Source organism: Streptomyces asoensis, from assembly GCF_016860545.1.
Classification (GTDB): domain Bacteria; phylum Actinomycetota; class Actinomycetes; order Streptomycetales; family Streptomycetaceae; genus Streptomyces; species Streptomyces asoensis.
Map to the genome: position 1 here is coordinate 420,364 of NZ_BNEB01000001.1, position 16,523 is coordinate 436,886.

The window sequence follows — 16,523 nt, forward strand, 5'->3', positions numbered from 1 at the left end:
TCTCCCCCGGGGTGCAGGTAAGTCTGTGGATTCGGCATGAGGTGGCCGGTAATAGTACGTAGGGATCCATGTCCGAGGTTCCCACCCGGCATGAATTTCAGGTAACTCACGGATGAGACCTGCCGTGTACCCCGCGTTGTCGTGAGCAGGCCCGAGAAGGCAGGATGACCGCATGACGCACGCGATGCTGAAGGGGTCGAACGTCCCGCTGAAGGCCACCACGGTGCGCGCCGTGCTGCGCTGGACCCCCGGGCAGGGGGTCCCGGACGTCGACGCCTCGGCGCTGCTCCTCGGTCTCGACGGCCGTGTGCGCTCCGACGAGGACTTCGTCTTCTACAACCAGCCCCGGCACCCCTCCGGGAAGGTGTGGCGGCTCGGCAAGAAGCGGGTCGCCGAGGGCCTCACGGACACCATCCAGACGGACCTGTCCGGTGTCGAGTCCGGCGTCGGCCAGATTCTGCTGGTCGCTTCGGCGGACGGCACGACGTTCGACCGCGTACGTTCCCTCACCATCGCGCTGTACGACGCGGCGGCCGACGGTGAGCCCCTGGCCACCTTCGACATCCGGCCGGAGACCGGTGAGGAGACGGCCCTGATCTGCGGCGAGCTGTACCGGCGCGGCGAGGGCTGGAAGTTCCGGGCGCTGGGCGAGGGCTACTCCAACGGCCTCAAGGGCCTGGCCACCGACTTCGGCATCTCGGTCGACGAGTCGGAGGAGGCCCCGGCCGCCGAGCCCGGCCCGGCCGCGCAGACGCCCAGCCTGTCCCAGCCGCTGCCTCCCGAGCAGCCGACGGCGGCCGTCCCGCAGCAGCCGCAGCCGCAGCCGCAGCCGGCGTACGGGTATCCGGCCAGTCTGCCGACGTACGGCTACGGCTACCCGGACGGGACCTTCCGGCTGCCTCCGCAGGGGCCGCAGTTCGTCGGCCGGTGAGCCGTCGGGTGAGCCCCCGGGCGCGCGGGTCCCAGGCGCGCAGGTGTCACTTGTCGGCCTTCGTCTTGTAGCCCCTGCCCCACTGGAGTCCCCACCCGTACAGGCGGTCGAGCTCCGCCTGGAACCCGTAGACGAACCGCACCTCGCGCCGGACCATGAGTTCGTCCTTCACGTTCTCGATCATCACCACCGCGCAGGAGCGGGCCTGGGGGTGCCGTTCGTCGAGGCCGATCTCGATGCGCGGCCCGTTGCTCGGGTACAGCGTGACGATCGCGTGGGTCCGGTCGAACGCCGGCGTCTGGTCGTAGATGTAGACGAAGACGAGCAGCCGCTTGATCTGCTCCCGGTGGTCGAGGTTGACGTACATCGTCTCGCCCGACGCGGAGCCGAACCGGTCGTCCCCGCTCAGCTTCACGTACGGCGGCGCGTTCACGTCCCCCAGCAGGCCGCCCAGGGGCTGCACGACCCCCTTCGTGCCGTCCGCCAGCTCGTACAGGCAGCCGAGGTCGAGGTCGACGTTGACCATGCTCTGGCTGTGCCCCACGACCTCCGGGGGACGCAGCGCCTTGAAGGGGTGCCTCAGCAGGCTCTCCCGCTGCGGTCCGCCGATGTCGGACGTCCGCATCCGCCAGGTCAGGTTGACGCGCAGGTTGCCGGTGGCGGCGCCCTGGCGGGTCAGGGAGACCTGGTGGTGCCGTTTGGTCAGCTCGATCGCGTTGGTGGCCGCGTTGCCCGAGTCGAAGTCGGTCGCGCGGCTGCCCAGTAGCCCGTCGAAGATGCCCATTCCCGCCCCCACGTCCACTGATGAAAGACCGGCGGGGCGGCCGGCGGAGGACTCGTCCTCACCGGCCGCCCCGACCAGAGCGTTCCTCGCTCAGAAGGTGATCACACCCCGGACGAGACCTCAGTCTTGTCGTCCGAGGCCGTCGCTTTTCCCTCGGCCTCGGCCAGTGCCCGGTTGCGGCGGACCGAGGACCAGAAGGACCAGGCGATCAGGACGACGCCCACGAGGCCGGTGATGACCTCGTTGATCTGGTACTGGATGGTGACCATGAGGATCACGGCGAGGGCGCCGATCGCGTAGTGCGCGCCGTGCTCGAGGTAGACGTAGTCGTCGAGGGTGCCCTGGCGGACCAGGTACACGGTCAGCGACCGGACGTACATGGCGCCGACACCGAGGCCGAGGGCCATCAGGACGATGTCGTTGGTGATGGCGAAGGCGCCGATCACACCGTCGAAGGAGAACGACGCGTCGAGGACCTCGAGGTACAGGAACATGAAGAACGCGGCCTGGCCGGCCAGGACGACGGGCGAGCGCTTCTTGCCGGTGCGCGCCGCCTCTTCCTCCTCCTCGTGCTCGCGCTCCTCCTCTTCCTCGAGCTTGTCCTCGAAGTAGCCGGAGAGACCACCGACGACCATGTACGTGATCAGGCCGGCGATCCCGGAGATCAGGACCGTCTGCGCCTTGTCGACGTGCGCGCCGCCGTGCTGGTGGGCGTGGGTGGCGAAGGTGAAGGAGGTGATCAGCAGGACGATCAGCGCGATGCAGACCGACAGCATGTCGACCTTGCCGAGCTTGGCGAGCGGCCGCTCGATCCAGCGCAGCCACTGGATGTCCCGGTCCTCGAAGATGAAGTCAAGGAAGATCATCAGCAGGAACATGCCGCCGAAGGCGGCGATCGACGGGTGGGCGTCGGTGACGAGCTGCTGGTACTTGTCCTTGTCGTTGAGCGCGAGGTCGACCGCGTCGATCGGGCCGATCTTGGCGCTGATCGCGACGATGACCACGGGAAAGACCAGCCGCATGCCGAAGACGGCGATCAGCACGCCGATCGTGAGGAAGATCTTCTGCCAGAAGGCGTTCATCTTCTTCAGGATCCCGGCGTTGACCACCGCGTTGTCGAACGACAGCGAGATCTCCAGGACGCAGAGGATCGCCACGATGCCGAGAGCCTCCCACCCCCCGTAGAAACCCGCTGCGACCAGGCCGAGCGCGGTGATCGCGAACGACCAGCCGAAGGTTTTCAGAAGCACTGGCTACCCAATCGTGTAATTGGGGGTCCCCCCAGACGGAGTCTGGGGGCGGGTCTCCCCCGCGCCGTACTCGGCTTTACGAAACGTTGACTCCGAAGTCTAGAGCGATGCCCCGCAGTCCCGACGCGTACCCCTGCCCCACGGCCCTGAACTTCCATTCGCCCTGGTACCGGTAGAGCTCGCCGAAGATCATCGCGGTCTCCGTGCTCGCGTCCTCGCTCAGGTCGTAGCGGGCGAGTTCCTGGCCGTCGGCCTGGTTGACGACCCGGATGAAGGCGTTGGCGACCTGCCCGAAGGTCTGGCCCCGCTCGTCGGCCATGTGGATCGAGACCGGAAAGACGATCTTGTCGCACTGCGGCGGCACCTTGGAGAGGTCCACCAGGAGCGACTCGTCGTCGCCCTCGCCCTCTCCGGTGAGGTTGTCGCCGGTGTGCTCCACGGAGCCGTCCGGGCTCTTGAGCTGGTTGTAGAAGACGAACCACTCGTCCCCCATGACGCGTCCGCTGTTGCACAGCAGCGCGCTGGCGTCCAGGTCGAAGGGGGCTCCGGTGGTGGAGCGCGCGTCCCAGCCGAGTCCGACCATCACCTGAGTGAGGTTCGGCGCGGCCTTGGACAGGGAGACATTGCCTCCCTTGGCGAGCGTGACGCCCATGATTGCTGGTCCTCCCCTAGGTGGTGCTCAGGTGCTGCTTCTCCGTTGTCCTGCGCGTCCGGCGCCGACCGTAAACGGTGCGGCGCCGGACGGACGGACGTTCAGGTGACGCCGGTCGTGCTGGTGGCTCAGACGTTGACGCCGAAGTCCTGCGCGATACCGCGCAGGCCCGACGCGTAGCCCTGGCCGATGGCGCGGAACTTCCACTCCGCACCGTGCCGGTACAGCTCGCCGAAGACCATCGCGGTCTCGGTCGACGCGTCCTCGCTCAGGTCGTACCGGGCGATCTCGGCGCCGCCGGCCTGGTTCACGACGCGGATGAACGCGTTGCGGACCTGTCCGAAGGACTGCTGGCGGTTCTCCGCGTCGTAGATCGACACGGGGAAGACGATCTTCTCGATGTCGGCCGGGACGGCGGCGAGGTTGACCTTGATCGCCTCGTCGTCGCCCTCGCCCTCACCGGTGGTGTTGTCACCGGTGTGCTCGACCGAGCCGTCGGGGCTCTTGAGGTTGTTGAAGAAGACGAAGTTCGCATCGCTGCCGACCTTGCCCGAGCTGTCCAGCAGCAGCGCGCTGGCGTCCAGGTCGAAGTCGGTGCCGGTCGTGGTGCGGACGTCCCACCCCAGACCGACGATGACCGCGGTCAGGCCCGGGGCCTCCTTGGTCAGCGATACGTTGCCGCCCTTGCTGAGGCTGACTCCCACGAATCCTCCATTGGTGTTCCGGGGCAGGGAGCCCCTGGTGCGTCGGATATCGGATCAACGTGTCGATCCTAGTGACGGGTTCCCGCCCCACGCAGGCCCTGACACCCAAGAATCACAGGGTGTCGAGCGCGGCGACGTACTCGCCGAGGTCGCGGGCGTCCGGCAGCGCGTTGACGACCGTCCAGCGCACCACGCCCTCCTTGTCGATGACGAAGGTGCCGCGCACCGCGCAGCCCTTGTCCTCGGCGAAGACCCCGTAGGCGCGGCTGACCTCGCCGTGCGGCCAGAAGTCGCTGAGCAGCGGGTACTCCAGGCCCTCCTGCTCGGCGAAGACGCGCAGGGTGTGGATGGAGTCGTTGGAGACGGCGAGCACCTGGGTGTCGCGGTCGGCGAACTTCGGGAGGTTGTCGCGCACCTCGCACAGTTCACCGGTGCACACACCGGTGAAGGCGAAGGGGTAGAAGAGCAGGACGACGTTCTTGGGGTTCTCGCCCCCACGGAAGTCGGAGAGTCGCACGGCACGGCCGTGGTTGTCCTTGAGCTCGAAGTCGGGGGCCTTGTCGCCGACCTGGATCGCCATCGCCTGCATGTCCCTTCGGTGGGCTGTCCGGGTGAGGACACCACCCTACGCAGCGGTCGCCGAAGGCCGCCGGACGGACCTGCCCCCCAGGGGCCGGCCCGTCCGGCGTCACAGCACTTCAGTCACTTCTCGGACGTCACTCCCTGGACGTCACTTCTTGGACTTCGCGGCCTTGGGCGTCACCAGCCGGCTGCCGCTCCAGTCCTTGCCCACGCTGACGCTCTTGCTGGCCGACAGACCCGCAGTCGTCGAGGCTTCGGAGATGTCGCTGGGCTCCACGTATCCCGTCCGGCCGGTCTTCGGCGTCAGGAGGAGGATCGACCCGCCTTCTTCGATGTACGTGGTGGCGTCCACCAGCGCATCCGTCAGGTCTCCGTCATCGTCGCGGAACCAGAGCACTACGGCGTCGGCGACGTCGTCGTAGTCCTCGTCCACCAGATCGCTGCCGATGACTTCCTCAATGGACTCGCGGAGCTCCTGGTCGACGTCGTCGTCGTAGCCGATCTCCTGGACCACCTGCTCGGGCTGGAAACCCAGCCTGACGGCAGGGCCGGTCCGCTCCTCCGCGTGGTCCGCGGTCGCGCTCACGGGTTGCCTCCTGATCATGATTCGGGAATAACTGAGCCACGCGCGTGCGCGAAGCATTGGCCGTAGTCCACACGGGCGGGACGGATCGCGCAAGTACCCGGCGGTTCGGACCGCCGAAACGGTGACGATCCTGGCCGTGTCGACGCAACTCCAGGCACGCGATTCGGACGGACGGTGACGTACACCACACCTATCTGCCCTGTTTGCGTATTTGAGAACCACCCAAGGGTACGAGATTCGAACGGGTGCCGGTTACCTCGGGGTAGAGATGACGTTTGCGGCGCCTAGGTACACGATGGGGGCGGTACAGGCACTGGAGAGTAGGCCGGACGCCCCAGGGGGCGCCCGCGAGACGGCCCGCGAGAGAGCAGCACAGCCCCACAGTCCCGCACAGCACCGCACAGTCCCATACAGCCCTCTGACAGGTAAGGAACAGCGTGGCTTCCGGATCCGATCGCAACCCGATCATCATTGGCGGCCTTCCGAGTCAGGTTCCTGACTTCGATCCCGAGGAAACCCAGGAGTGGCTCGACTCCCTCGACGCCGCGATCGACGAGCGCGGCCGGGAGCGGGCCCGCTATCTGATGCTCCGGCTGATCGAACGGGCCCGCGAGAAGCGCGTGGCCGTGCCCGAGATGCGCAGCACGGACTACGTCAACACCATCCCCACCCGGGCCGAGCCCTTCTTCCCCGGCAACGAGGAGATCGAGCGCCGGATCCTCAACGCGACCCGCTGGAACGCGGCCGTGATGGTCTCCAGGGCCCAGCGCCCGGGCATCGGCGTCGGCGGCCACATCGCGACCTTCGCCTCCTCCGCGTCCCTCTACGACGTCGGCTTCAACCACTTCTTCCGCGGCAAGGACGAGGGCGACGGCGGCGACCAGGTCTTCTTCCAGGGCCACGCCTCCCCCGGCATCTACGCGCGCGCGTTCCTGCTCGACCGGCTGAGCGAACAGAACCTGGACGCGTTCCGCCAGGAGAAGTCGAAGGCCCCGCACGGCCTGTCCTCGTACCCGCACCCGCGTCTGATGCCGGACTTCTGGGAGTTCCCGACCGTGTCGATGGGCCTCGGCCCGATCGGCGCGATCTACCAGGCGCGGATGAACCGCTACATGCACGCGCGCGGGATCGCCGACACCTCGAAGTCGCACGTGTGGGCGTTCCTCGGCGACGGCGAGATGGACGAGCCCGAGTCGCTCGGCCAGCTGACCATCGCCGCCCGCGAGGGCCTGGACAACCTGACCTTCGTCGTGAACTGCAACCTCCAGCGGCTGGACGGCCCGGTGCGCGGCAACGGCAAGGTCATCCAGGAGCTGGAGTCGGTCTTCCGGGGTGCCGGCTGGAACGTCATCAAGCTGATCTGGGACCGTTCCTGGGACCCGCTGCTCGCCCAGGACCGCGACGGCACGCTCGTCAACCGGATGAACACCACGCCGGACGGCCAGTTCCAGACGTACGCCACCGAGTCCGGCTCGTACATCCGCGAGCACTTCTTCGGCGACGACCACCGGCTGCGCGCGATGGTCGAGGGCATGACCGACGACCAGGTCCTGCACCTGGGCCGCGGCGGCCACGACCACCGGAAGATCTACGCGGCGTTCAAGGCGGCCGTGGAGCACACGGGCCAGCCGACGGTCATCCTCGCCAAGACGGTCAAGGGCTGGACGCTGGGGCCGAACTTCGAGGGCCGCAACGCCACGCACCAGATGAAGAAGCTGACGGTCTCCGACCTCAAGGGGTTCCGCGACCGGCTGCACCTGCCGATCTCCGACAAGGAGCTGGAGGGCGGCCTCCCGCCGTACTTCCACCCGGGCCGCGACTCGGAGGAGATCCAGTACATGCACGACCGCCGCAAGGGTCTCGGCGGTTACGTCCCGACGCGTGTCGTCCGTTCCGAGCCGCTCGCACTGCCGGACGACAAGACGTACGCGACCGTGAAGAAGGGGTCGGGGCAGCAGTCCATCGCCACGACCATGGCGTTCGTCCGGCTCCTCAAGGACCTCATGCGGGACAAGGAGATCGGTAAGCGGTTCGTGCTGATCGCGCCGGACGAGTACCGCACGTTCGGCATGGACTCGTTCTTCCCGAGTGCGAAGATCTACAACCCGCTCGGTCAGCAGTACGAGTCGGTCGACCGTGAGCTGCTGCTGGCGTACAAGGAGTCCCCGACCGGCCAGATGCTGCACGACGGCATCTCGGAGGCGGGCTGCACGGCGTCGCTGATCGCGGCCGGCTCGGCGTACGCCACCCACGGCGAGCCGCTGATCCCGGTCTACGTCTTCTACTCGATGTTCGGATTCCAGCGCACCGGCGACCAGTTCTGGCAGATGTCGGACCAGCTGGCGCGCGGATTCGTCCTGGGCGCGACCGCCGGACGGACGACACTGACCGGCGAGGGGCTCCAGCACGCGGACGGCCACTCGCAGCTGCTCGCCTCGACCAACCCGGGCTGTGTCGCCTACGACCCGGCGTTCGGCTTCGAGATCGCGCACATCGTGCAGGACGGCCTGCGCAGGATGTACGGCGGTTCCGCCGAACACCCGCACGGGGAGGACGTCTTCTACTACCTCACCGTCTACAACGAGCCGATCCAGCACCCGGCCGAGCCGGAGAACGTGGACGTCGAGGGCATCCTCAAGGGCATCCACCGCTTCAGCGAGGGCACCTCGGGGTCCGTCCCGGCGCAGATCCTCGCGTCCGGTGTGGCCGTCCCGTGGGCGGTCGAGGCGCAGCGGATCCTCGCCGAGGACTGGGACGTGCGGGCCGACGTGTGGTCGGCGACCTCCTGGAACGAGCTGCGGCGCGAGGCCGTCGAGGTCGAGCGGCACAACCTGCTGCACCCGGAGGAGGAGCAGCGGGTGCCGTACGTGACGCGCAAGCTCGCCGGGGCCGAGGGGCCGTTCGTGGCCGTCTCGGACTGGATGCGGTCGGTCCCGGACCAGATCGCGCGCTGGGTGCCGGGCACCTACCAGTCGCTGGGCGCGGACGGCTTCGGCTTCGCGGACACCCGCGGGGCGGCCCGCCGCTTCTTCCACATCGACGCCCAGTCGATCGTCGTGGGGGTGCTGACCGAGCTGGCGCGGGAGGGCAAGGTCGACCGCTCGCTGCTGAAGCAGGCCGTCGACCGGTACCAGCTGCTGGACGTGTCCGCGGCCGACCCGGGGGCGGCCGGCGGCGACGCGTAGCCGCTCCGCCGGGGGGCCGGTGAGTCTCCGAGGGCCGCGGAGGGCCGGTCGCCCGGTTCCCCGCGCCTGCGAGGGGGCTCACCGGCTCCTCGTTTCCCTACGATGCGGGCATGCGAGAACAGTCGGCGCAGGGCCGGTGGGAGCTGTGGACTCAACGGCCGTTGCTGGCCCTGGCCGTCGTGTTCGCCGTGGCCTACGCCGTCCCGATCGTGGACACGTCGGCCGACCGCGCGGTGACCGCCGTCTGCACCGGGGTCGAGTGGGCGGTGTGGGGGGCGTTCGCCGTGGACTACGCGGTCCGTCTCGCGCTCACGTCCGACCGGCGGCGGTTCGTGCGCACCCACTGGCTGGACCTGTGCGCGGTGGTCCTGCCGATGGTGCAGCAGCTCAAGCTCCTGCGGCTGGTCTCCACGCTGCTGCTGGTGGGGCGGCGGGCGCGGATGGCGTCCCAGATCCGGATGACGACGTACGTGGTGGGGGCCGTCGTCGGACTGCTGATGTTCGGCTCGCTCGCCGTGTTGTCGGTGGAGCGCGAATCACCCGACGGGAACATCCGCACGCTGGGTGACGCGCTGTGGTGGTCGTTCACGACGATGACGACGGTCGGCTACGGGGACCACGCGCCGACCACCGGACTGGGCCGGCTCATCGCCGTCGGGCTGATGCTGTCGGGGATCGCGCTGCTGGGTGTGGTGACCGCGAACATCGCGGCGTGGTTCATCGCCCGGTTCGACAAGGACGACGTCGAGGAACGGGCCCAGACCGAGGCGATCCTGGCGCTGACGGACGAGGTCCGGGCGCTGCGCGCCGAGGTGGCCGCGCTGCGGGACCGGTCCCTGAGTCCGTGACCGCCCGCCTCCCGGCCGCTCTCGGGGGTTACAGCAGCCCGTAGCCCGTGCCGCTCGCTCCCGCCAGCCAGATGAGGGCCAGCAGGGTGTCGATGGCGCCGAGGGCGACGGCGACCAGGGCCGGGACCGGGCGGGAGCCCGCCCAGCTGCGGCCCATGGCCAGCCAGCCGCAGACGATCGCCGCGGGGCCGAGGACGATCCCCAGCGCGAAGAATCCGGCGACCGCGCAGACGAGGCCGACGATGCCGAGCGTCGCGCGATCCGGCCCTCCCCCAGTCTCGACTCCGCTCGACCGGGGGGACCCCCATCGTGACCCCATGCGGCCACGTGAGCGGGGGTACCTGCGCGTGCCGTTGCCGAAGCCGGCCATCGAACAACTCCCTCTGTTCCGGGGATGTGTTGTTGTTCGGGTACCCGCGACACGCGGAACATTGCCCGCAGTTGCCGGGCACTCGGCGCGCTGCCCCCCTCCGGCAGCGCGCCGTGGCCCTGACGGCCCTCCCATCCGGAAGGCTTGACCCAGTGTGACCTGTGCCGTGCTTCCGGGGCGAGGGCCTTTAGCGTTCTCACCCTGATAGGGGAAAATCGCCGAGGTTCCGTCAGATGTGACCGACGCCCGCGCCCGCTTCCGCGTTCACGCCCCGCTTGGTGAGCAGCGCGACGAACACCGCGACGACCGCGACCCCCGCGGCGACGAGCGAGGCGAGGCTCATGCCGGAGATGAACGTGTCGTGGGCGACGTCCGTGATCTTCGCGGCGATCTCCGGCGGAGTGCCCTTGGCGACCGGGGCCACACCGACCTGGACCGCTTCGGAGGCCTGGTCGAGCTGGGCCGGGGTGAGTGCGGGCAGGCCCGCGCCCTTCCAGTTGGCGGGCAGGTCGCCGTCGACCTTGGAGGCCATCACGGCGCCGAGCACCGCGGTACCGAGGCTGCCGCCGATCTGCATGGCCGCCTGCTGGAGGCCGCCCGCCACGCCCGACAGCTCCATGGGGGCGTTGCCGACGATGACCTCGGTCGCGCCGACCATGACCGGGGCGAGGCCGAAGCCGAGCAGGGCGAACCAGATCGACATGAGACCGCTGCTCGTGTCCGTCTCCAGCGTGGACATGCCGTACATGGCGATCGCGGTGGCGGCCATACCCCCGGCCAGCGGGATGCGCGGGCCGAGCTTGGTGATCGCGGCGCCCGCGAGCGGCGAGCCGACGATCATCATGCCGGTCAGCGGCAGGAGGTGCAGGCCCGCGTCGATCGGGCTCATGCCGTGCACGTTCTGGAGGTAGAACGTCACGAAGAACAGGCCGCCCATGAACGCGATCGCCATGAGGACCATGAGGACGACGCCGGCCGACAGCGGGACCGAACGGAACAGCGCCAGCGGGATGAGCGGCTCCGCGACCTTCGTCTCCCAGAAGGCGAAGGCGGCGAACAGCAGGGCCGAGCCGATCAGGAACGCCCAGGTCTTGCCGTCGGCCCAGCCCCAGGTCGGCGCCTTGATCAGGGCCCAGACCAGGCAGAACATCGCGCCCGAGAGCAGCACGATGCCGAGGATGTCGAAGGAGCGCGGGGCGTTCTCGGCGCGGTGGTCGCGCAGGATGAGCGCGCCCAGGACCAGGGCGAGGGCGCCGACCGGAACGTTGATGAAGAACACCGACTGCCAGTTGACGTGCTCGACGAGGACCCCGCCGAGGATCGGGCCGCCGGCGGTGGAGGCGCCGATGACCATGCCCCACAGGCCGATGGCCATGTTGAGCTTCTCGGCCGGGAAGGTCGCGCGCAGCAGACCGAGGGCCGCCGGCATCAGCAGCGCGCCGAACAGGCCCTGGAAGACCCGGAAGGTGACGACCAGCGCGATGCTGTCGGAGAGGCCGATCGCGCCGGAGGCGGCGGCGAAGCCGACGACGCCTATCAGGAACGTCTGGCGGTGGCCGAAGCGGTCACCGAGCTTGCCCGCGGTGATCAGGGAGACCGCGAGGGCGAGGAAGTAGGCGTTGGTGATCCACTGCACCTCGGCGAAGGTGGCGCCCAGGTCGCTGGCGATCGCCGGGTTGGCGATGGCCACGATGGTGCCGTCGAGGGCCACCATCATGACGCCGACGGCGACGGTGATGAGGGTGAACCACGGGTGGCCGCGCAGGCCCTTGGCGGGCGGCCCGTCCGACGGGTCTGCCGGTGCCTTGCCGCCCGGCCCCGTCGTGTCGACGGTGGTCTGACTGGTCATGCGTTCGAGGTTAGTGACAGCCGCTGACAATTGACAAACGACTTCATAAGTCGGTAACTGACACATCATGGAAACTCTGCGTGAGCGCAAGAAGCAGCGCACCCGGGACGCGCTGCTGCGCGCCGCCGTGGAGCTGTTCACCTCGCGCGGGTACGAGAGGACCACCGTCGACGAGATCGCCGACGCCGTCGGGGTCTCGCAGCGCACGTTCTTCCGCTATTTCGACGGCAAGGACGAGGCCGCGCTCGCCCTGGTGGAGATGACGGTGGCGCGGTTCGTCGAGGCGGTGCGCGAACGCCCGTCGCACGAGGCGCCGATGCAGGCCCTGCGCCAGGCCGTGCTGGACGGCTGGCACTCGATCAACGAGGTCGTGGAGTCCGTCGTCCCCGTGGAGCTGTATCTGCGCATGTACCGGGTGATCGAGTCGACGCCGGTGCTGCTCGCCGCGCACCTGCGGCGCTCGGTGGAGGTGGAGGAGGTCCTCGCGCGGGTGATCGCCGGGCGGGAGGGGCTCGACGTGGACGCCGACCCGCGGCCCCGGCTGGCGGTGGCCGTCTTCAGCGGGGTGATGCGGGTGACGGAACGGCAGTGGTCCACCGGCGCGGACTTCAGTCTCGCGGGGATCCGCGAGCTGACGTCGTCCTACCTGGACGGGGTCGGCCCGGCCCTGCTGGGAGACTGGCGCACGGCGTGAGGGCCGCGGGTCGTCACGGGGGCGCCCGGAGGAAGATCCGCGGATCCGCCGTCCGGCGTGGAGGCCTGAAGGCTGTTATGACCATTCACACGCCTGCTGAAACGTGATCCGCGTCACTTGGGTCACCCGAGACCCTCCCGTTCTCCTAGTGTGTCCTTTCAGTGACTTCCTTCGACACCTCCCCGCAGCTCAACGTCTGGCGCGCCCTGGCCGCCCTGGCCGTGGTGTTCGTGATGCTGGCCACGACCGGCTGGACCGCGGTGCGCCACCAGCGGGAGACCACTGCACTCCAGACCTCCCGCTCGGCATGGGAGCACGGCCGGCTCGGCGGCCACCTGCTGCCGGACCCCGGCTCGGCCCCCGCCCGGCTCGCCCGCTTCTTCGCCACGCTCACCACCGCGCAGCGCGCCGCCCTGGCGCACGACTACCCGCTCGCCGTCGGCAACATGAACGGCGCCCCGGTGGAACTGCGCTACCGCGCCAACCGCACGGCGCTGCTCCAGCAGACCCGGCTCGAGCGCGCCCGTATGCACGACAAGCGGCTCAGCGCCTCGGGACAGCAGCTCGCCGAACGCCGGCTCCAGCGCTACACGTCGATGAGCGCCGGCGACCGCCAGATCCTCGCCTTCGACCCCGACGGCTCCGGCCGGGTCGCCGAGGTGTTCGGCAGTCTGGACAAGGCCGAGCGGATCTCCGTCGTCGTCCCCGGCGTCGACACCGACCTGCTCACCTTCCAGCGCACGAACCGCAAGTACTCGGCGCCCGTCGGCATGGCCCAGGCCCTCTACGCGGCCGAGAACGAGGCGAGCCCCTCGACGCGCACGGCCGTCATCGCCTGGGCGGACTACACCTCGCCCGACGGCCTCGGCATCGACTCGGCCACCGCGATGCGCGCCGAGAACGGCGCCGTGCGGCTGAACGCCCTGCTGACCGCCCTGCCGGGCACCGCGCCCGTCTCGATGTTCTGCCACAGCTACGGCTCCGTGGTGTGCGGGGTCGCCGCGCACGCGATGCCGGACCGGGTGGCGGACATCGCGGTGGCCGGCAGCCCGGGGATGCGGGTGGAGAACGCGGCGCAGCTCGGCACCGACGCCCGGGTGTGGGCGATGCGGGACGCCGACGACTGGGTGCAGGACGTGCCGCACCTGGAGGTCGGCGGCCTGGGGCACGGCGAGGACCCGATGGCCCGGGTGTTCGGCGCGCGGGTGCTGTCCTCGCGGGAGGCGAAGGGGCACGGCGGCTACTTCGAACCGGGCACCGACAGCCTGCGCAACCTCGCCGAGATCGGCACTGGCGCGTACCACTCGGTGGAGTGCGCCGCCGACCATGTCGCCTGCACGGTGGGTTTGTCCGATACGCCCGAGGCCGGACGCGCGTAGAGACGCAGGAATTGCGGCGCGTGCGAGGAGGGGACGAAGAATGGGTGTCCCGCATACGATGAGCCGCATGGGTGACGTACTGGCCGGATTTCATGCCGCCTGGGAGTTCGAGTCCGATTCCGTCCTCATCCGTTACCAGCGGGGGCTGCGCACGCCGAAGCTGCTGTCGGCACTGGGGGAACGCCGGATCCCGCTGGCGGCGATCGGCCGGGTGACGCTGAGCGCCGGGCGACGCGGCACGGTCGTGCTGCGGGCGGAGCCGCGGCCGGGAGCCGACCCGCTGATGGAGGCGGCCGCGGGGCAGCTCAAGGAGGGGTGCGACCCGTACCGGCTGGTGCTGCCCGCCGAGCGGGAGACGCTCGCCGAGTACTACGCCGAGGAACTGCGCGAGCGGCTGACCCGATCGGGCCCCGCCGACCGGTTCCTCGTGGACGCGCCCGAGGCGCCGCTGTCGTTCAAGGCGTACGACGGGAAGGCCTCGTTCGACGGGCGCACGGTGCGCTTCCGCTGGTTCTGGACGGGCGCCTCGTCGGCGAAGTGGAAGGCCGGCGACCAGAGCTTCCCCGTGTCCGAGCTGAGCGGCGTCGAGTGGCGGTCGCCCGAGGTGTTCGAGGGCCATCTGCGGCTGCTGCGCGGCGAGGCGGAGCCCGTCCAGGCGGACCAGGACCCGGGGGCCGTCGTCTTCGGACTGGGGTACGGGCCGGTCCACGAGTCGCTGCCCTTCGCGGCGGCGGTCCTCGCGGCCGTCCGCGGACGCGGCGCCTCGGCGGCGGTACCGGCCCCGGCCGCCCCCGCGCCGCGCCGGGACCCCGCCGACATCGCCGAGCGGATCAGGCACCTCGGGGAACTGCACGTGGCCGGCCTGGTCACCGACGAGGAGTTCTCCGTCAAGAAGGCCGAACTGCTGGCCGAGCTGTAGCCCTCCGGCCGCGCGCACCGGGCGGCCGCGGCCCCCGGCCGGCCGCCGCCGTGGCCGACGCGCCCCGGTGATGGGCGCGCGGCGGGACGGAGATGCGTCCCGGCCCGGGGATGCGCCCGGCCCTGGAGTGCGCCCGGGCCCGGGGGACGTGCCCGGGCCCGGGGGCTGCCGTGCGGGGGTTCTGCCGTGCCGGGGGGGGTTACTCGCGGCCCGCGGAGGTGAACCTCATGTCCGGGTAGCGGTCGCCCGCCACCTTGCCCGCTATCGGCTCCAGCAGCGCCAGCTCCTCCTCCGTCAGGGCGAGGGCCACGGCCGCCGTGTTCTCCTCCACCCGGGAGGGCTTGCGGGTGCCCGGGATCGGCACCACGGGCAGACCGTGCGCGCGGGACCGCTGCTGGACCCAGGCCAGGGCGATCTGGCCGGGCGTCGCCCCGTGCGCCGCGGCGACCGCGCGGACCGGCTCCAGCAGGGCCGCGTTGGCGGCGGCGTTCCCACCGGTGAAACGGGGCTGCTGACGGCGGAAGTCGTCGGCGGTGAGGTCCTGGTCGGCGTCGGCGAAGGAACCGGTGAGGAAGCCCCGCCCGAGCGGCGAGTACGCCACCAGGGTCACGCCCAGTTCACGGGCGGCCGGGACCACCTGGTCCTCGATGTCCCGGCTGAACAGCGACCACTCCGACTGCACCGCGGCGATCGGGTGGACCTCCTGCGCCGCGCGCAGCTCGGAGGCGGTCACCTCGCTCAGGCCCAGCTGCTTGACCTTGCCCTCGCGGACCAGGTCGGCCATCACGCCGACGCTCTCCTCGATCGGCACGTTCACATCGCGCCGGTGCATGTAGTAGAGGTCGATGACGTCGACGTCCAGCCGCGCCAGGCTCGCGTCGACGGACTGCCGGATGTACGGCGCGTCGTTGCGGATGATCCGCCGCGTCGGGTCGTCCGGCGGGACCGCCAGGGCGAACTTGGTCGCGATCACGACCTCGTCGCGGTGGGCCCGGAAGAACGGGGACAGGAACCTCTCGTTCTCCCCCTCGCCGTACGCGTCCGCCGTGTCGTACAGCGTGACGCCGAGCTCCAGGGCGCGTTCCAGGGTGGCCCGGGACTCCTTCTCGTCCGCGGGGCCGTACGCGAAGCTCATGCCCATGCAGCCGAGGCCTTGGACGCCGACCTCGGGGCCGTTCTCGCCGAGTCGTGCCGTCGGGATCCTGGAGTCGGTCATCGGGCGGTCCTTTCCGCTTCGTCGTACCGGACGCCCGTCGCGTCCGCATAGAACGTGATCTTCCGGTCGAGCACGGCGAGGGTGTCCTCGAGCTCGGCGATCCGGGCCCGGACGTCCCGCCGGGTCTCCTCCAGGAGCTCGTACCGCTCGCGGAACGTGCTCTCCCCCTCCCGCACCAGCTCGGCGTACCGCACCATGTCGGCGACCGGCATACCGGTCAGCCGCAGCTTCCCGACGAGGTCGAGCCAGTCCAGGTCACGGTTGTTGTAGCGGCGCTGCCCGGTGTGCGAGCGGTCGATGTGGGACATCAGCCCGATCCGCTCGTACCAGCGCAGGGTGTGGGCGGTGAGGCCGGTGAAGGCGACGACCTCACTGATCGTGTAGCTGTCCTGCCCGTCCGGACGGGGGTGGCGCGGTGGTGGCGCGGCGCAGACATCCGGGCGGTCGGGGGTCTGTTCGATGGTCACGGGCGTGGTCTGCAACACCGTCATGGCCTCCACGCTATGGCGTTGGAGTGTGCTCCAAGCAAGCGGAATCGGTAAGAAAACCGGGGGACGCGGCTTGATCGCGCTGG

Annotated in this window: 16 protein-coding genes; 6 read left to right on the top strand and 10 right to left on the bottom strand. The window is 69.9% G+C overall.

The window, feature by feature from the left end; genetic code table 11:
* Window positions 1-172 precede the first annotated feature (172 nt).
* A complete protein-coding gene (locus Saso_RS01840) occupies window positions 173-931 on the top strand; it encodes a TerD family protein (protein ID WP_189917315.1) in 759 nt (252 codons plus the stop codon).
* A 46-nt stretch (window positions 932-977) separates the two neighbouring features.
* On the opposite strand, the gene Saso_RS01845 is transcribed toward Saso_RS01840, so the two are convergent.
* The 6 genes from Saso_RS01845 to Saso_RS01870 form a co-directional block, all read right to left on the bottom strand.
* Window positions 978-1,715 carry a TerD family protein gene (locus Saso_RS01845; protein WP_189917317.1) on the bottom strand — a complete coding sequence of 246 codons (738 nt, stop codon included), beginning with the start codon at window positions 1,713-1,715 and terminating at the stop codon, window positions 978-980.
* Between the two features lie 101 nt (window positions 1,716-1,816).
* Complete coding sequence (locus Saso_RS01850; protein WP_189917319.1) at window positions 1,817-2,965, bottom strand: DUF475 domain-containing protein; 1,149 nt, start codon at window positions 2,963-2,965, stop codon at window positions 1,817-1,819.
* A gap of 76 nt (window positions 2,966-3,041) precedes the next feature.
* A complete protein-coding gene (locus Saso_RS01855; RefSeq protein ID WP_189917321.1) occupies window positions 3,042-3,617 on the bottom strand; it encodes a TerD family protein in 576 nt (191 codons plus the stop codon).
* Between the two features lie 128 nt (window positions 3,618-3,745).
* Window positions 3,746-4,321, bottom strand: coding sequence for a calcium homeostasis/redox stress adaptation protein (locus tag Saso_RS01860; protein ID WP_189917323.1), 576 nt, complete (start codon window positions 4,319-4,321; stop codon window positions 3,746-3,748).
* A gap of 112 nt (window positions 4,322-4,433) precedes the next feature.
* The gene (locus tag Saso_RS01865; RefSeq protein ID WP_189918488.1) at window positions 4,434-4,901 is read right to left on the bottom strand and encodes a peroxiredoxin; all 468 of its coding nucleotides are present in this window, start codon (window positions 4,899-4,901) and stop codon (window positions 4,434-4,436) included.
* A 150-nt stretch (window positions 4,902-5,051) separates the two neighbouring features.
* Complete coding sequence (locus Saso_RS01870; protein ID WP_189917325.1) at window positions 5,052-5,489, bottom strand: DUF3052 domain-containing protein; 438 nt, start codon at window positions 5,487-5,489, stop codon at window positions 5,052-5,054.
* A 437-nt stretch (window positions 5,490-5,926) separates the two neighbouring features.
* Between Saso_RS01870 and aceE the strand changes: the two genes are divergently transcribed.
* Window positions 5,927-8,674, top strand: a complete 2,748-nt coding sequence (gene aceE / locus Saso_RS01875; protein ID WP_189917327.1) for a pyruvate dehydrogenase (acetyl-transferring), homodimeric type — start codon at window positions 5,927-5,929, stop codon at window positions 8,672-8,674.
* Window positions 8,675-8,784: 110 nt separating this feature from the next.
* Window positions 8,785-9,522 carry a potassium channel family protein gene (locus Saso_RS01880; protein WP_189917329.1) on the top strand — a complete coding sequence of 246 codons (738 nt, stop codon included), beginning with the start codon at window positions 8,785-8,787 and terminating at the stop codon, window positions 9,520-9,522.
* Between the two features lie 28 nt (window positions 9,523-9,550).
* Here Saso_RS01880 and Saso_RS01885 read toward each other — a convergent pair whose 3' ends face one another.
* A complete protein-coding gene (locus Saso_RS01885; RefSeq protein ID WP_189917331.1) occupies window positions 9,551-9,892 on the bottom strand; it encodes a small hydrophobic protein in 342 nt (113 codons plus the stop codon).
* Between the two features lie 229 nt (window positions 9,893-10,121).
* The gene (locus Saso_RS01890) at window positions 10,122-11,741 is read right to left on the bottom strand and encodes an MFS transporter (RefSeq protein WP_189917333.1); all 1,620 of its coding nucleotides are present in this window, start codon (window positions 11,739-11,741) and stop codon (window positions 10,122-10,124) included.
* 67 nt (window positions 11,742-11,808) lie between these two features.
* On the opposite strand from Saso_RS01890, the gene Saso_RS01895 reads away from it, so the two are divergent.
* The 3 genes from Saso_RS01895 (at window position 11,809) to Saso_RS01905 (ending at window position 14,733) form a co-directional block, all read left to right on the top strand.
* Window positions 11,809-12,435, top strand: a complete 627-nt coding sequence (locus tag Saso_RS01895; RefSeq protein ID WP_189917335.1) for a TetR family transcriptional regulator — start codon at window positions 11,809-11,811, stop codon at window positions 12,433-12,435.
* A 161-nt stretch (window positions 12,436-12,596) separates the two neighbouring features.
* Window positions 12,597-13,814, top strand: coding sequence for an alpha/beta hydrolase (locus Saso_RS01900; protein ID WP_189917337.1), 1,218 nt, complete (start codon window positions 12,597-12,599; stop codon window positions 13,812-13,814).
* Between the two features lie 58 nt (window positions 13,815-13,872).
* Window positions 13,873-14,733: a DUF4429 domain-containing protein gene (locus tag Saso_RS01905; RefSeq protein ID WP_189918490.1), complete on the top strand. Its 861-nt coding sequence runs from the start codon at window positions 13,873-13,875 to the stop codon at window positions 14,731-14,733.
* Between the two features lie 199 nt (window positions 14,734-14,932).
* On the opposite strand, the gene Saso_RS01910 is transcribed toward Saso_RS01905, so the two are convergent.
* Window positions 14,933-15,949, bottom strand: a complete 1,017-nt coding sequence (locus tag Saso_RS01910) for an aldo/keto reductase (protein WP_189917338.1) — start codon at window positions 15,947-15,949, stop codon at window positions 14,933-14,935.
* Window positions 15,946-16,440: a MerR family transcriptional regulator gene (locus Saso_RS01915; protein ID WP_189917339.1), complete on the bottom strand. Its 495-nt coding sequence runs from the start codon at window positions 16,438-16,440 to the stop codon at window positions 15,946-15,948. The genes Saso_RS01910 and Saso_RS01915 overlap by 4 nt, the downstream gene beginning before the upstream one ends.
* Window positions 16,441-16,523: the final 83 nt, after the last annotated feature.

Excerpts from the sequence above, each read along its gene's own strand:
- Saso_RS01855 (WP_189917321.1), bottom strand. The coding sequence starts at position 3,617 with ATGGGCGTCACGCTCGCCAAGGGAGGCAATGTCTCCCTGTCCAAGGCC.
- Saso_RS01915 (WP_189917339.1), bottom strand. The coding sequence starts at position 16,440 with ATGACGGTGTTGCAGACCACGCCCGTGACCATCGAACAGACCCCCGAC.
- Saso_RS01905 (WP_189918490.1), top strand. The coding sequence starts at position 13,873 with ATGAGCCGCATGGGTGACGTACTGGCCGGATTTCATGCCGCCTGGGAG.
- Saso_RS01840 (WP_189917315.1), top strand. The coding sequence starts at position 173 with ATGACGCACGCGATGCTGAAGGGGTCGAACGTCCCGCTGAAGGCCACC.
- Saso_RS01880 (WP_189917329.1), top strand. The coding sequence starts at position 8,785 with ATGCGAGAACAGTCGGCGCAGGGCCGGTGGGAGCTGTGGACTCAACGG.
- Saso_RS01885 (WP_189917331.1), bottom strand. The coding sequence starts at position 9,892 with ATGGCCGGCTTCGGCAACGGCACGCGCAGGTACCCCCGCTCACGTGGC.
- Saso_RS01910 (WP_189917338.1), bottom strand. The coding sequence starts at position 15,949 with ATGACCGACTCCAGGATCCCGACGGCACGACTCGGCGAGAACGGCCCC.
- Saso_RS01845 (WP_189917317.1), bottom strand. The coding sequence starts at position 1,715 with ATGGGCATCTTCGACGGGCTACTGGGCAGCCGCGCGACCGACTTCGAC.
- Saso_RS01895 (WP_189917335.1), top strand. The coding sequence starts at position 11,809 with ATGGAAACTCTGCGTGAGCGCAAGAAGCAGCGCACCCGGGACGCGCTG.
- Saso_RS01890 (WP_189917333.1), bottom strand. The coding sequence starts at position 11,741 with ATGACCAGTCAGACCACCGTCGACACGACGGGGCCGGGCGGCAAGGCA.
- Saso_RS01865 (WP_189918488.1), bottom strand. The coding sequence starts at position 4,901 with ATGGCGATCCAGGTCGGCGACAAGGCCCCCGACTTCGAGCTCAAGGAC.